The following is a 13,730-nucleotide window of genomic DNA, read 5'->3' as shown; positions in this document are numbered from 1 at the left end:
CTTCCCCCGGACCCCCATCCCTCTTCCCTTCCTAAACTTTTTATGTCGCTTCGCGAAGGGAGGGGTGGCCGGAAGGCCTTGTGTTGAATAAAAAATTGGTGGGGTTCGCACCCCTGCGCCGCCCTGTCGGACATCCGCTCCACTCCCCCTCCCCGGCGACGCAGCGCCAAAAAGTTTGGAAGGGAGAGCGCGAGAGGGAAACTTTTTCAAAAGTTTCCCTCTCGCATCTTCATCAAACTATTTGCTCCGCTTCAAACCCTTATCCGCGATGTCGCGACGGTAGAAGCTGTTGTCGAAGTGGACCTTGTCCACGGCTTCGTAGGCCCTTTTCCGGGCGGCGGCCAGGTCGTCGCCGAGCGCGGTGACGCAGAGCACGCGGCCGCCGGAGGTGACGATCTTGCCGTCTACGAGCTGGGTGCCCGCCTGGAAGACCTTGACCCCTTCCATGGCGTCGGCTTCGTCGAGGCCGGTGATCTCCATGCCCTTGGGATAGGGGCCGGGGTAGCCCTCGGCGGCCATGACCACGCCGCAGGCGGTCTGCGGGGTGGACGTGACCTCGACCTGGTCGAGCTTGCCGTCGATGCAGGCGAACATGATCTCCAGCAGGTCGGTCTGAAGCCGCATGAGCAGGGGCTGGCATTCGGGATCGCCGAAGCGGACGTTGTATTCGAGCACGCTGGGGCCGTTTTCGGTGTACATCAGCCCGGCGTAGAGCACGCCCTTGAACGGCTCGCCCTTGGCGGCCAGGTGGCGCAGGATGGGCTTGATGCACAGCTCGGCGGTCTCGGCGTATTTTTCCTCGGGCAGGATCGGGGCCGGCGAATAGGCGCCCATGCCGCCGGTGTTGGGGCCGGTGTCGCCCTCATAGGCGGCCTTGTGGTCCTGGCTGGATGGGAGCATGGCGTAGTTGACGCCGTCGCAGAAGCACAGGAAGGAAGCCTCCTCGCCCTTGAGCGTCTCCTCCACGACCACGCGGTCCCCGGCCGAGCCGAAGGCCTTCTTGACCATCATCTGCTCCACGGCCTCGAGCGCTTCCTCTTCGGTGGCGGCCACGACCACGCCCTTGCCCGCGGCCAGGCCGTCGGCCTTGACCACGATGGGCGCGCCCTTCTCCTTGATGAAGGCCACGGCGTCCTCGTATTCCTCGAACACGCGGAACGGCGCGGTGGGCACGCCCGCCTCGGCCATGATGTTCTTGGAGAACGCCTTGGACCCTTCAAGGTTGGCGGCGAACGCATTGGGACCGAAGCAGGGGATGCCCTCCTGCCTGAGCGCGTTTTCCAGGCCGAGCACCAGGGGCAGCTCGGGTCCGGCCACGACCAGGTCCACTTCCTCGTCCCTGGCCAGGGCGACCAGGCCCGGGATGTCGTCGTCCTTGACCGGTATATTCGTGCCCACCTGGGCGGTGCCGCCGTTGCCGGGGGCGCACAGGATGGTCTCCACGTTCGGGTTCTGGGCGAGCTTCCAGCACAGGGCGTGCTCCCGGCCTCCGGAACCGACAACAAGTATCTTCATGAGTTCCCCTCCAGTCTGTTTTCGGGATGTACACGGTGTAAGGAAATTCACGCCTTTTTTCAAGAACTATGGGCCGAGGCCTCCGGCCCGCCGGGCCGATGGAGAACCATTCCCGTTCAGCGGCGCGTCGATTGGCACCGCTCCTTTTCGGGCGGTCGATAGACAAACGTATACCCTCATGCTATATTTAGTATAGCCGCAAATAGAATTCGGCATCTCCATCCCGCAACCAACGGCACGATCAAGGTGGACCGCTTTCGCACAGCCCCATGCTGAACATTGATGACGCCCTTCATGCCATGAAAAGAACGACAACCGCATCCCTGGTCCTAGCGCTCTTCGCCTTCAGCTTCGCCTTGAATCTGTACAACAACGGCTTCGACTATCGGCTGCACATCGATGAACGCAAGAAGGTCCAGTTCATCAAGGATGGCAGCCAGGATTTCATGCATCCCACGTTCATGTTGAAGCTCTCAAAGGTTATCAAGAAGATCACAAGGCAGGACAGCGAACAGCGGCTTGCGGTTTCGGGAAGGAGCGTATCGGCCTTCATGGGCGCCTGCATCGTGATCGCCGTCTTTTTCCTTTCACGACGAGTGCTGACAACCCCATTCGCCCTGCCGGCGGCCCTCTCCGTGGCCGTGTCCCCCATAATCGTAATCCATTCGCACTACCTGAAGGAGGATGTCTATTTCGCGGCGGCCCTGTTGTTCTCCCTGTTGTTTTTCATCAAAACGCTGGAGACGGGGAAACGCGTCAATGTGGCGTTATTCGGACTTTTCTTCGGCCTGGCGCTTTCCTCGCAATACAAGTCGGCGCTCATGCTCATCATTTTCCCCATCATCCCCTTTCTCGACAAGGGCATAGAAAGAAGATCCTATGCAAAAGAGCTGGCCGCCGCACTGTCCATCTCGGTGTTAACGTTTCTCATAGTCAACTATAACATTTTCATCGATGCCGCGAATGCATACAATGGCCTGTCGCATGAAATAGCACATATCCAAACCGGACACAGCATCCATATTTATCCATTGGACTACCTATTTCTGTTCCATTATACGTACAGCCTGATACCCGGCATCACACTCGCCGCGACAGTAGTTTGCACCATCGGGTATTTCATTTCCCTGTATGGATGGAAGCAAGCCGCTGTACTGGAAAAGACATTGCTGCTGTGCATAACGGCATACTATTTGGCCCACGAGATTTCCCCGCTGAAGCCCGCCCCGGATTTTATGCGCTACATGATCCCGATAACGCCGATGCTCATCATCGTGGGCTGGCTCGGCATCGAGCGGACATACCATTTCCTCCGCCGGTCCCGGCACAGGCTGTCCGGTTATGCCCTGCTGTGCGTCGCCGCCTTCTCCCTGCTTGTTCTCCCGGCCTATGCCACCGCGAACCTTGTCGCCAACCTCGTCGACGATACCAGGATAACGGCGGCGCGTTACCTGAGCGGCGTCACCGGCGGGTATCTCTATGAAACATACGGCCTGCCCCGCCTTTATGATGCGGAATACGTCAAGTCCGTGGCGGATATCGACCTCGATGCGGCGCGAAGGATCGGCATCTGCCGCGTCGTGGCGAGCAGCATGGAGTACGACAAGTATTACTACGGTTCGAGAATCAAGGGCCAGGATGCGTCGGTGTACGGGCGGCATGCGGCGTACGAACGGCTGTTCCGGTTCCCCTATGTGGAGATACGGCCCAAATACAAGACGTACGCCTTTTCGAATCCGACTATCAGAATAGTCGACATCTGTGCGGGGGAACACGAGTAGACCGCATCGGCGCGTCCGAAATCCCGTTCTCCGAACCATGCTCCCCCGCCCGCCGGGCCGCGCCCGGTCAGGCTTCCGGCTGGGCGTACCGTCCCGGACACGACAATATTCCAAACCCGGTTGACGAAAAATGCAACTCGTCGTAATGGCTTAAGTAATCCCGTGGACAAACGGCCGCCTTCGGTGGTGTCGGCGGACGGTGGAAGCGGGTGTCGGAAATGGCGCGGGGTGGAGCAGTCAGGCAGCTCGTCGGGCTCATAACCCGAAGGTCGGAGGTTCAAATCCTTCTCCCGTTACCAGGATCATTTTTGTTGGAGTCTCATCGCCATGAAAAGTATCTATGTCGGCAACATCCCCTTCGGCGCAACCGAGAACGACGTGCGCGACCTGTTCGGAGAATACGGCAACGTCACCTCCGTGAAACTCATCCAGGACCATGAGACCGGCCGCTTCCGCGGCTTCGGCTTCGTGGAAATGGAGGACGCGGGCGCGGCCGCGGCCATCGAGGCCCTGGACGGCTACGATATGTCCGGGCGGCCCTTGAAGGTCAACGAAGCCAAGCCGCGCGCTCCCCGCCCCAGGCACTGATCCGGTTCGGACAACGCTCCCCGCTCCCGGACGGCCCGGCCGCCCTGGGTCTGGGGCCGCGCCCTGTCACATGGCCTCGCGCCGCTTGAGCAGGATCTCCTCCGAGCCCTTGTAGGCGGCGTAGTACATCTGGACGTGGGCCACGTATCCCGTGGTCTCCCGGCCGATGAGGTCGAACGCGGCCCACTCGCAGTTGCCGAACCACAGGTTGGGGTTGAGCCCCATCTCGACGGCCCGCTTGCGCACCTGGATGATCCGGTTGGGGCCCGCATTGTACGCGGCCATGGCGAAGTCCATCCTGGCCGCCGGGTCCACGTCCGGGAAATAGTTGTCCACCAGATAGCGCAGGTATTTGACCCCGGCGTGGATGTTGTTCTCCAGGGTGTAGACGTCCTCGATGCCCACCGAGGGACCGGCCGCGGTGGAGGGCTTGATCTGCATGACCCCCACCGCACCCGCCGAGCTCTTGCGGTCCATGTCGAAGCGCGACTCCTGATAGGCCATGGCCGCGATCTTGAGCCAGTCGAAGTCGTACATCTCGGCGTACTTCTGAAAGAGCTTGGCCATGTGCTTGAGCTTGCCGATCTCCACCTGGGTGGTCGGGTCGGTGACGAAGTCGTCGTTCTCGTAATAGCGCTTGAAGAACATGTTCCCGAGCAGAGTGCCCTGGCGCACTGTGGCCGCGAACTCGGACAGGCTCCTGCGCAGCTCCGGGCAGTCCTTGCGCACGGCCCAGGCCAGCTTGCCGTCCGAGTGGAGGGCCGCGTCCGGGTAGAGCCGCAGGTTGGGAAAGACCTTGTTCCACAGATCGGCCAGGAAATGGTCGGCCACGGTGTACGGGACCATGCCCCTGGCGGCCATTTCCAGCAGGTCCTCGGTGGCCAGGTACGGGTCCGCGTTGACGATGCGCACGGGCTTCTTCCGCTGCTTCTTGAGCCGTGCGTTCAGGTCGGCCAGGTGCTCGGCGTAGCTCGAACCGGCCAGCACGGAGACCTTGCGGCCCGACAGCTCCCCGGCCGAGGACAGGGCCGGGCTCCTGCGGCCGCCGACCACGATCTCGCTGACCCCGGTGCGGTAGGGCTCGGCAAAGTCCGCCTGGCGGCTGCGCTCCTCGGTCACGGTCAGGGCGGCCGCCGCGATGTCGCCCCGGCCGTCGAGCAGGGCCGGGAACAGGTCCTTGACCGGCACGGGCACGAAGACCAGCCGGACCAGCTCCTTCTGATACTCCTTGGCCAGGTGCTTCTCGTAGGCGCTCATCATGTCCGCCTCGAGCCCGCGCATCACCCCTTCCTTCATGAAGAAATTGGTCCGGTTGTAGACCACCAGCACGCGGATGGGCCGGTGGCTTTCGATGATCCGGGGCAGGTCGCCCTTCCACGGCTGCTGCACCGGCCCGAGCTCCGCGCCGCGCGCCGGAGCGACGGACACGGCCATGGACAGGCAGGCCAGGAAAAGAGTGCGAAAAAACCAAATCATGGCGTCCCTCCGTATTTGATGACCACCAGAGTGACGTCGTCCTCGAGCTTGGCCCCGCCCGTATGCTCCCGCACCGCCTCGATGACCGCGTCCACGATCTCCCGGGCCGAATCTCCGGCGCGTTCGCGCAGGACCGTCTTGAACCGCTCCTTGCCGAACATCCCGCCCTCCGGGTTGCGGGCCTCCCAGATACCGTCCGTGCCGATGGCGATGATCTGACCGGGCAGGATGTCGCCCGACTCCTCGCCGTAGCTGGTCTCGCGCAGGACGCCCAAAGGCAGCCCTGCGTCGGCCCCCAGCGCGGTGAACGTGTCGTGGACAGGGCAGTAGATGAGCGCCGGATCGTGGCCCGCCCGGACCCATTGGGCCCTGGCCCCGCCCGCTTCAATGCGCAGGAAGAACAGGGTCATGAACCGGCCCGAGCCGTACAGGTCCGCGGCCAGATGGCGGTTCATCTCGGTGACGATCTGGCCGGGGCTGCCCGGCTGGCCCGCGCGCATGCGCAAGAAGCCCCGGGCCGTGGTCATGAGCAGGGCCGCGTCCACGCCGTGGCCCGAGATGTCGCCCACGGCCACGGACAGAGCCTGCCCGGCCGGGTCCGTCTCCTCGAAATAATCGAAATAGTCGCCGCCCGTGAGCTCGCTGGGCACGGACCGTCCGGCCACGTCCAGGCCGGGGATGCGCGGCGCCTTGCGCGGCAGCAGCCCCTTCTGGACCTCGGCGGCCAGGTTCAGGGCTTTTTTCTGCTCAGTCAGGTCGGCAACGAAGGCCACGTGCCCCAGGAAGCCGCCGTCCTCGTCGCGCAGGGTGTTGGCGTTGATCAGGACCGGGACCACGTGGCCGTCACGGTGGACCATGGAGCCCTCGAAGCGGCGGCCCTTCTCCTTGCGCAGCCGCTCCCGGTTGGATTCGAGAAACCGCTGGTATTCCAGGGTGGCGAAATCGTGCGGCCGCTTGCCGAGCAGGTCCTCGCGCTCGTAGCCGAGCATGCGGCAATAGGCATCGTTGACCTCGCGGATGGTCAGGTCGGCCCCCAGGAGCAGGTACCCCTCGGCCGCGCTCTCGATGGTCCGACGGAACTTGAACTCGCTGGCCTCGAGCGCCTCGCGGGCCCGCCTGCTCACGGTCACGTCCACCAGCACGCCCTGGTTGTAGATCCGCCGCCCGGCCTCGTCGGTGACCACCGAGGTCTCGTCCGAGACCCAGCGGACCTCGCCGGCCGCCGTGATGATCCGGTACTCTTGGGTGTACTCCTCGACCGCCTCCAACCGGCACTGCTCGATCTCGTCGATCACCCGCTTCCGGTCCTCCGGATGGAGGAGGTCGTCGAACCCCTTGCGCCCGGACAGGAAGTCGGCGGCGGAATAGCCCCATTGGCTCAGGTTCTCGGAAATGTAGACCAGCCGGTGGGTGTCGTCGGCCAGCCGCCGGAAGATCACGGCCGGGGAGTTCTCGACAATGACGCTGATCACCCCCGCGTTCTCGCGGGCCTCGCGCAGCTGCTTGATCTCCATCTCCATGGCCTCCCCGCAGGCGGCCTCGCCCGAACCGCGCTCGCGGCACAGGGCAAGCTCCGCGCGCAAGCGTTCGATCTCGGCGAGCATTTCCTGTCGGGACATGGAGGCGGACTTGGCCATGGGGCTCCTTGGCAAAGGGAATCGGGCGCAACCGGCGGAGACCGGAGCCGTGCACTGTTTCTACCGTTTCGGCCCAAGATTGGCAACCGCGCGAATTTTGTGTTGACAAAAGTCGATTTGACAGGAATGATTCCTATTACCAACACAAACCAACGGGAGTTCTTCGATGAAAGATATGGTTCTCAAAGCCATGCGGGCGGCCGCCAAGCCCGTGCGCCCCGGCGATATCGCCAAGGAGCTCGGCGTGGACAGCAAGGAAGTTTCCAAAGCCATCAAGATTCTGAAAGAAGAAGGGTGCGTAGTCTCCCCCAAACGGTGCTACTACGAACCCGCTTAGATAACCAAATTAGTCACACCCTTACCTCCTCACCTCCTCCATAATGAAGTCCCCGGTCTCATGCCCCCGAGACCGGGGCTTCACTATTTGTGGAGGAGAATCAGGACTTGAAAGCCGCTTCGCGGCGATGGTCGGATGATATTGCCTCCGGCGGCCTAAGAACTTTTTGGAAAAGGTTCTTAGGGATCTCCAAAACTTTTTATTGCCGCTTCGCGGAGTCTGTCGTGCCCGATGGCTTTTCTTCTAAAGAAACCCCTTCGCCGAAGGCGACAATGGGATTGCAAAGGGCTCGCCCTTTGCCCGCCGGAGGCGAAATCACCCGACAAATGCCGCGAAGCGGCCTTCAAAACCTGTTTTCCCGCGACAAATACAACAAAAGGCCCTCCCGGACTCATCCGGAAGGGCCTTTTCGATTCATTCGCCTGCCGGTCAGATGCCGGACAGCCTTTTGGCCAGTTCCACGCCGTCTCGGGCGGCGGGGTCCGTGGGCAGGGGCATAAGCACGCCGTAGCCCTCGGCATCCTCGTGGAACTCCTCCTCGGACATGGCCGTGATCACGGCGGTCAGGGTCATGGCCGAGACCATCATGATCTCGCGCACCAGTTCGAGGGGCGTGTGGTCGGGCAGCCCCTCGTCGATGACCACGAGCACCGGGGCCTTGGCGGCCACCCACTCCAGGGCTACGGCCCCGGTGGGGGCCACGCCGATGTCCTGCCCGCTTTCCTTGGTCAGCCCGTCCATGAAGCCGGTCAGGGCCTCGGGCCGGGTCGTCGCCACCACGATGGACATGCTAGTGGCCGCCGCCGCAGGTCTGGTCCACGGTGAAGACCGGCAGGGAGTCGCGCAGAAACGCCTCCACGGCCGCGTGCACGGTGGGCGCGCCCGAGCCGTGGTAGACCTGGATGCCGACCTGGTTGAAGCCCATGAGCGGGCGCATGCCCATGCCGCCGGAGATCAGGGCCTGGACCTTGTTGTCGGCCAGGTAGTTGACCGGGGCCATGCAGCCGCCCTGCACGTGCGGGCAGCTCGGGACCACGGAGACCTCTTTCACGGCCCCGTCCTCGACGTCGATCAGGGTGTACATGGCGCAGTGCCCGAAGTGGGCGTCAATGGGGGCGTCCATGCCGCCGGGAGCGGCGGAGGGGATCGCAATACGTGTATTCATCGTGAAAACTCCTTGTAAATCGGTTAATTGCTTGTATCCAAAAGAGCCAGAATCCCGGCCCAGGATGCCTTGATGATGCGCGAAAGCTCCGCGTTGTCCGTCTCGGTCAGGACCTTGCGTTCAAGCATGGCGTCGACCACGGCCCGGTCGTGGGGGAACCGCCCGGCCAGGGTGTAGCCCTTGCCCGTGCTCCACGTTTCGATCTCCTCGGTCATGGCCGGGTTCACGTCCCACTTGTTGACCAACACGGCCACCTTGGTCCGGAACCGGCCGCACAACTCGGCCACGCGCTTGAGGTCGTGCAGCCCCGAGGGCGTGGGCTCGGTGACGATCACGGCCAGGTCGGTCCCGGCCATGGAGCTGATCACCGGGCAGCCGATGCCGGGCGTGCCGTCGCACAGGACCAGGTCCAGCCCTTTTTCCTCGGCGATGGCCCGGGCCTTCTGCTTGAGCAGGGTGACCAGGCGGCCGGAGTTCTCCTCGCCGGGAAAGAGCTGGGCGTGGACCATGGGCCCGAACCGGGTGTCGGACACGTACCACTGGCCGCAGTGCTTTTCCGGGAAGTCGATGGCCTGTTCCGGGCACAGGGCCACGCAGACCTTGCACCCCTCGCAGGTCAGGGAATCCACCCTGTAGGCGTCGCCGTCCTGGTGGATGGCGTCGAACCGGCACAGATCGGCGCACTGGCCGCAGCCGATGCACCGCTCCGGGTCGATGACCGCCTCATGGCCGGAATAAAACGCCTCCTCGCTGCGCACCTGCGGGTCGAGAAGCAGGTGAAGGTCCGGGGCGTCCACGTCGAGATCGCAGAGAATGGCGTTTTCCGCGAGGTGGGCGAACGCCCCGGCCATGGAGGTCTTGCCAGCGCCGCCCTTGCCGCTGATGACCACTATTTCGCGCATGGGTCACCTCCGGCGGCCGCGGCGCGCATCTGTTCGCGCAAGGCGGTGAATGTTCCTTCCAGCCCCTTGAGGGTGTCGGCCACCACCTCGCCGCGCGAATAGGCCTCGGCGATGTCCCTGGAGTAGGGAATCTCCGCCCAGACCGGGATGCCGTTGTCGCGGCAGAAGTCGCGCACGGCGGTGTCGCCCAGATCGGACCGGTTGATGACCGCGCCCATGGGTTTGCCCAGCGGGGTGAAGGCCTCCCAGGCGAGCTTGAAATCATGGAACCCGAAGGGCGTGGGCTCGGTGACCAGGACGATGCAGTCCGCGTCGGTCACGGCCGCGATGGCCGGGCAGCTCACGCCCGGAGGGGCGTCGATGAGGATGTCGCCCTTTCCGGACAGCTCCGGGAAGAGGCGGCGGACCTGGCGCATGAGCGGCGGGCTCATGGCCTCGCCCACGCGCAGCCGGCCCATGACGAAGCCGTGCCGTCCGGCCGTGCCCCGGCAGATCTCGCCCAGCTCGCGGCGGCCCGGGGAGAGCGCGCCCTCCGGGCAGACGGCCAGGCAGCCGCCGCACCCGTGGCACATGTCCGCGAAGACGAGCAGGGTGTCGGCCATGACCGTGATGGCCTTGAATTGGCAGATGTCCGCGCAAGCCCGGCAGCGCGTGCACTTGGATTCGTCGGCCTCGGGGACCTCGATCCAGGCCTTGCGCACGTCGCTCAGCTCGGGCTTGAGAAAGAGGTGCAGGTTCGGCTCCTCCACGTCCAGGTCCACCAGGGTGGCCGGTCCGTCCCACAGGGCGGCCAGGGACGAAGACACCGTGGTCTTGCCCGTGCCGCCCTTGCCGCTTGCCACGGCGTAGATCACTTGTTGCCTCCGGCCGGCGCGTTGGCGGCGTCGGCCATGTCGACCTTGCCCGCCACGTACTTTTCGACCGCCTCGCGCACGGTCAGGTTGTCCACGTCCTGCCCGATGGCTATGCCCGCCGCCTCCAGGGCCGCAAAGGCCTTGGGCCCGACGTAGCCGGTCAGCAGGACCTTGGCGCCCGCGTTGGCCACGTTTTCGGCGGCCTGGATGCCGGCTCCCTGGGCCATGGCCTGGGAACCGCCGTTGTCCACGTACTCGACCACGGTCATGGTTTGCGGGTCCACGATGGCGAAACCGGCCGCCCGTCCGAAACGGGGGTCGACGCGGTCGTCCAGGGTCGGTCCCTCGGTGGTCACTGCTATTTTGCTCATGGTTGTATCCTTGATTTGCTGTTGTCCGCCGGAGCGCTGTCCGGCTCCACGGCCCTGGCCCGCATTCGGGCCCATGTTTTGACCGCCCATTCCGCGTCCCTGGCCCATTCCCTGGCCCTGGCCGCCCATGCCTCGTCCACGGCCCATTCCCCGGCCGCGTCCGCCCATGCACCGTCCGCCGCCGCCTGCGCCGCGCGGTCCGGTTCCGTCCATTCCGGGCATATCGTCATCTCCAATGGTTTCGGACATCGCGTCCGGTGACATCTTGGGGCACTCCCAGGCGTCCTCGGCAAAGGTGTAGTGGCCGCCCTCGATGCGGATGGCCAATCCCTCGGCCAGCGCCGTGGCCACGATGTGCCTTGCTGCGCCGAGCACCCTGCCGAACGTGGCCCGGGATACGCCCATGACCTGCGCGCCCTCCTCCTGGGTCAGCCCCTGGGCATCGGCAAGCCGAAGCGCCTCGAGCTCCTCCAGGGTCAGGGTCGCGTTCCGCAGTTCGTGCATGGGGATGCCCTGCGGCTTGTAATACGTCGCGCCGGGTTCCCGCTGCACCGTCCGCCTGATCTTCCGCCTTCCCATCGGTCCCTCGCTTACATGAACGGTTACGCAAATGAAGATACGCTCAGAAGTGTCGGAGTCAAGGATAAAAATGAGCATATGCCCAAAAAAATCTCGAGGTGGGAGATTTTCCCGATCCGGGAAATAATTGACTTGCGGGACAAGTCCGGACCACTTTCGGCAAGTGAGAATCCGAACGCTTGTCATTGCGGCGCTCGCTGTGCTGCTGCTCCCCGTCTCCGCCCGCTGCGTGGAATCCGCCGGACGGATTTCGGTGGTCGTGTCCGCCGGTCCGTCCTGGGAAACCTTCACCAACCAGGACGGCACCGGGCTGTACCACGAGGTCCTGGACGCGGTCTTCGCCCTGTACGGGATCACGGTGCGGCACGAGTATGTGCCCTCGGACCGGGCCGACGAGCTGGTCCGCCTGGGCTGGGCCGACATGATGACCTGCGACGACCGGGCCGACCCGCCCCTGCGCCTGGCCCGCTACCCCCTGTATGTCAACGACTACCACGTCTTCTTCAACAAGGCCCGGATCGGCCCGTGGAAGGGGACCGAGTCCCTGCGCGGCAAGGAAGTGGCCGCCCAGAAGGGGTTCTACCACGACTGGGATTTCCCGGTGCCCGTGCACATCCGCGAGATGCCCTCCGGGGTCAAATGCCTGGAAATGATCCTGCTCGGCCGCTCGGACTTCTACGTGGACGACATGGCCTTCATCCGGGACTCCATCAGCCGGGAGCCCGCGTTCGACCACTCCGCCTTCGACATCCGCAAGGCGGGCCGCCGCTCCTACCACCCCATGTTCAACACCACCCCGCGCAGCGACCTGGTCATCAGGATGTACGACGACGGCATGCGCACCCTGCACGAACAGGGCGTGCTCCGGCCCATCTACGAAAAATGGGGCCACACCTACCCCGACTTCGACAACCACTGACCCCGGCCGTGCCCCGCAGGCCCCGTGGACAACCGCGCCGGGCGGGTGTAATCACGATGGCCATGCGCACCCACGCGGACCGGCTTCGCCACACCCTGCTCTACGAACTCTTCGGGATTCTCCTGTGCACGCCCCTGGCGGCCTGGATGCTCGACCGCGACCTGCTGCGCGTCGGCTCCCTGTCCCTCTCCATCTCGGCCGCCGCCCTGGGCTGCAACTACCTGTTCAACCTCGCCTTCGACCATCTCCTGAAACGGCTCGGCCGCCCCGTGCACATACGCCCGCCCTGGCTGCGCGCCCTGCACGCCGTCAGTTTCGAGTTCTATCTGACCGTCCTGACCGTCCCCCTGATCATGTGGTGGCTCGACCTCTCCGTGTGGGCCGCGCTGCTCACCGACATGGGCTACACCGGCTTCTTCCTGGTCTATACCTATCTCTACAACTGGGCCTACGACGCGGTCTTCCCCATGCCCGTCGAGCCCGCAACCGTACCCGCTGGAGACTAGCCATGTTCGGCGTCCACGACTTCTTCCTCTTCGTCCTGTCCGGCCTGCTCCTGAACATCACGCCCGGCCAGGACGTCTTCTACATCGTCAGCCGGGGCGCGTCCCACGGCTGGAAAATCGGCTCCGTGGCCGCGCTCGGCGTGGGCACCGGCTGCTTCGTCCACGTCTTCGCCGCAGCCCTCGGCCTGTCCGCCATCCTGGCCACCTCGGCCATGGCCTTCACCGTGGTCAAATTCGTGGGCGCCGCCTACCTCATCTGGGTCGGCCTGACCATGTGGCGCAAGAACGGCAACGGGCATGACGCCGAAAACGACGAGTTCTTCCGGGTCAACGTCCGCAAAATATACTCCCAAGGGTTCTGGACCAATGCCCTCAACCCCAAGGTCGCCCTCTTCTTCATGGCCTTCCTGCCCCAGTTCGTGGCCGCCGACGCGCCCAACAAACCCCTCGCCTTCCTCTTCCTCGGCGTGGTCTTCACCCTCAACGGCACCCTGGTCAACCTCGCCTACGCCTGGTCCGCCGCCCGCGTCTCCGCCCGCCTCGGCAGAGGCGGGGCCTTCGGCACCTGGGCCAAACGCGCCGCAGGCACCCTGTTCATTGGCCTCGGCATCCGCCTCGCCATGGCCGACCCCGTCAGCTAGCGGGCTGCTCCATATTGATGAGCTGAGGGATGCCTCCGGCGGCCCCTTTGGGGAGACCAGGGCGCTGCCCTGGACCCGCCAAAGAACCCTTTGAAAAGGGTTCTCTGGACTCTCCCAAACTTTTTGTGTCGCCTGCGGCGAAGGCCGCGGCGGGACGCCTTCCGCCGTGCCGGTGTGCGATTTCGGACAGAAAAAACGGATGAAACGGCGTGCTTCTTCGCGAAACGAAGCGCGCCGTTTTTTCTGTCCGAAATCGCGGGGGTTTGTTTTTGGAAAAGGCGCAACGCCTCAAGGAATGCTTATTCGCCACAGTTCGAAAACGCCGCAAAACCGTTCTTTCGCGTCCGCAACACCCCGCCAGCGGCGTTGGCAACCGTCCCGAAGGGTTCGCGCCGGGCGGCCCTCCGAGGCCCGTGGACGTCCAGCGCGAACCCTTCGGGACACCGCCTGCCCGTGCCC

14 protein-coding genes and 1 tRNA gene are annotated in these 13,730 nt (G+C 64.3%); 7 read left to right on the top strand and 8 right to left on the bottom strand.

Annotation, left to right across the window (positions count from 1 at the left end):
• Positions 1–237: 237 nt before the first annotated feature.
• Positions 238–1,515, bottom strand: coding sequence for a phosphoribosylamine--glycine ligase (gene purD, locus AB6M95_RS15025; RefSeq protein ID WP_371387563.1), 1,278 nt, complete (start codon positions 1,513–1,515; stop codon positions 238–240).
• Positions 1,516–1,784: 269 nt separating this feature from the next.
• On the opposite strand from purD, the gene AB6M95_RS15020 reads away from it, so the two are divergent.
• The 3 genes from AB6M95_RS15020 to rbp all read left to right on the top strand — a co-directional run bounded on the left by AB6M95_RS15020 (position 1,785) and on the right by rbp (position 3,884).
• Positions 1,785–3,296, top strand: coding sequence for an ArnT family glycosyltransferase (locus AB6M95_RS15020; protein WP_371387562.1), 1,512 nt, complete (start codon positions 1,785–1,787; stop codon positions 3,294–3,296).
• A 222-nt stretch (positions 3,297–3,518) separates the two neighbouring features.
• Positions 3,519–3,595 (top strand) — tRNA-Met (locus tag AB6M95_RS15015).
• Between the two features lie 28 nt (positions 3,596–3,623).
• Positions 3,624–3,884, top strand: a complete 261-nt coding sequence (gene rbp / locus AB6M95_RS15010) for an RNA-binding regulator (RefSeq protein ID WP_371387561.1) — start codon at positions 3,624–3,626, stop codon at positions 3,882–3,884.
• A gap of 66 nt (positions 3,885–3,950) precedes the next feature.
• On the opposite strand, the gene AB6M95_RS15005 is transcribed toward rbp, so the two are convergent.
• Both AB6M95_RS15005 and AB6M95_RS15000 read right to left on the bottom strand, forming a co-directional pair.
• Positions 3,951–5,360, bottom strand: coding sequence for an MltF family protein (locus AB6M95_RS15005; RefSeq protein ID WP_371387560.1), 1,410 nt, complete (start codon positions 5,358–5,360; stop codon positions 3,951–3,953).
• Entirely contained in the window at positions 5,357–6,997 is a 1,641-nt protein-coding gene (locus AB6M95_RS15000) for a PP2C family protein-serine/threonine phosphatase (protein ID WP_371387559.1), read from the bottom strand. Before AB6M95_RS15000 ends, AB6M95_RS15005 begins: the two co-directional genes overlap by 4 nt.
• Before the next feature lie 166 nt (positions 6,998–7,163).
• On the opposite strand from AB6M95_RS15000, the gene AB6M95_RS14995 reads away from it, so the two are divergent.
• Positions 7,164–7,334 (top strand): HTH domain-containing protein, encoded by a 171-nt coding sequence (locus AB6M95_RS14995; RefSeq protein ID WP_338668859.1) that lies wholly within the window; start codon positions 7,164–7,166, stop codon positions 7,332–7,334.
• A gap of 429 nt (positions 7,335–7,763) precedes the next feature.
• Here AB6M95_RS14995 and AB6M95_RS14990 read toward each other — a convergent pair whose 3' ends face one another.
• From AB6M95_RS14990 to AB6M95_RS14970, 5 genes are read right to left on the bottom strand one after another with little or no spacing between them, the layout of a single operon-like run.
• A complete protein-coding gene (locus AB6M95_RS14990; RefSeq protein WP_371387558.1) occupies positions 7,764–8,123 on the bottom strand; it encodes a response regulator in 360 nt (119 codons plus the stop codon).
• A gap of 1 nt (position 8,124) precedes the next feature.
• On the bottom strand, positions 8,125–8,499 hold the full coding sequence (locus tag AB6M95_RS14985; RefSeq protein WP_371387557.1) for a NifB/NifX family molybdenum-iron cluster-binding protein: 375 nt from the start codon (positions 8,497–8,499) through the stop codon (positions 8,125–8,127).
• 23 nt (positions 8,500–8,522) lie between these two features.
• Positions 8,523–9,401 (bottom strand): ATP-binding protein, encoded by an 879-nt coding sequence (locus tag AB6M95_RS14980; protein ID WP_371387556.1) that lies wholly within the window; start codon positions 9,399–9,401, stop codon positions 8,523–8,525.
• Positions 9,389–10,255 (bottom strand): ATP-binding protein, encoded by an 867-nt coding sequence (locus AB6M95_RS14975; RefSeq protein WP_371387555.1) that lies wholly within the window; start codon positions 10,253–10,255, stop codon positions 9,389–9,391. Before AB6M95_RS14975 ends, AB6M95_RS14980 begins: the two co-directional genes overlap by 13 nt.
• Entirely contained in the window at positions 10,252–11,205 is a 954-nt protein-coding gene (locus AB6M95_RS14970; protein ID WP_371387554.1) for a DUF134 domain-containing protein, read from the bottom strand. The genes AB6M95_RS14975 and AB6M95_RS14970 overlap by 4 nt, the downstream gene beginning before the upstream one ends.
• Positions 11,206–11,404: 199 nt before the next feature.
• On the opposite strand from AB6M95_RS14970, the gene AB6M95_RS14965 reads away from it, so the two are divergent.
• The 3 genes from AB6M95_RS14965 to AB6M95_RS14955 are packed head-to-tail and all read left to right on the top strand — an operon-like array spanning position 11,405 to position 13,271.
• Positions 11,405–12,124 carry a substrate-binding periplasmic protein gene (locus AB6M95_RS14965; protein ID WP_371387553.1) on the top strand — a complete coding sequence of 240 codons (720 nt, stop codon included), beginning with the start codon at positions 11,405–11,407 and terminating at the stop codon, positions 12,122–12,124.
• Positions 12,125–12,180: 56 nt separating this feature from the next.
• Positions 12,181–12,630, top strand: coding sequence for a PACE efflux transporter (locus tag AB6M95_RS14960; protein WP_371387552.1), 450 nt, complete (start codon positions 12,181–12,183; stop codon positions 12,628–12,630).
• Positions 12,631–12,632: 2 nt separating this feature from the next.
• A complete protein-coding gene (locus tag AB6M95_RS14955) occupies positions 12,633–13,271 on the top strand; it encodes a LysE family translocator (RefSeq protein WP_371387551.1) in 639 nt (212 codons plus the stop codon).
• Positions 13,272–13,730 lie beyond the last annotated feature (459 nt).

It is taken from the genome of Pseudodesulfovibrio karagichevae, from assembly GCF_041414475.1.
GTDB lineage: Bacteria > Desulfobacterota > Desulfovibrionia > Desulfovibrionales > Desulfovibrionaceae > Pseudodesulfovibrio > Pseudodesulfovibrio karagichevae.
This window is presented reverse-complemented; position numbering and strand designations above follow the sequence as displayed.

Coding starts and splice junctions, on each gene's coding strand:
- purD (WP_371387563.1), bottom strand. CDS start 1,515: ATGAAGATACTTGTTGTCGGTTCCGGAGGCCGGGAGCACGCCCTGTGC.
- AB6M95_RS15020 (WP_371387562.1), top strand. CDS start 1,785: ATGCTGAACATTGATGACGCCCTTCATGCCATGAAAAGAACGACAACC.
- rbp (WP_371387561.1), top strand. CDS start 3,624: ATGAAAAGTATCTATGTCGGCAACATCCCCTTCGGCGCAACCGAGAAC.
- AB6M95_RS15005 (WP_371387560.1), bottom strand. CDS start 5,360: ATGATTTGGTTTTTTCGCACTCTTTTCCTGGCCTGCCTGTCCATGGCC.
- AB6M95_RS15000 (WP_371387559.1), bottom strand. CDS start 6,997: ATGGCCAAGTCCGCCTCCATGTCCCGACAGGAAATGCTCGCCGAGATC.
- AB6M95_RS14995 (WP_338668859.1), top strand. CDS start 7,164: ATGAAAGATATGGTTCTCAAAGCCATGCGGGCGGCCGCCAAGCCCGTG.
- AB6M95_RS14990 (WP_371387558.1), bottom strand. CDS start 8,123: ATGTCCATCGTGGTGGCGACGACCCGGCCCGAGGCCCTGACCGGCTTC.
- AB6M95_RS14985 (WP_371387557.1), bottom strand. CDS start 8,499: ATGAATACACGTATTGCGATCCCCTCCGCCGCTCCCGGCGGCATGGAC.
- AB6M95_RS14980 (WP_371387556.1), bottom strand. CDS start 9,401: ATGCGCGAAATAGTGGTCATCAGCGGCAAGGGCGGCGCTGGCAAGACC.
- AB6M95_RS14970 (WP_371387554.1), bottom strand. CDS start 11,205: ATGGGAAGGCGGAAGATCAGGCGGACGGTGCAGCGGGAACCCGGCGCG.
- AB6M95_RS14960 (WP_371387552.1), top strand. CDS start 12,181: ATGGCCATGCGCACCCACGCGGACCGGCTTCGCCACACCCTGCTCTAC.
- AB6M95_RS14955 (WP_371387551.1), top strand. CDS start 12,633: ATGTTCGGCGTCCACGACTTCTTCCTCTTCGTCCTGTCCGGCCTGCTC.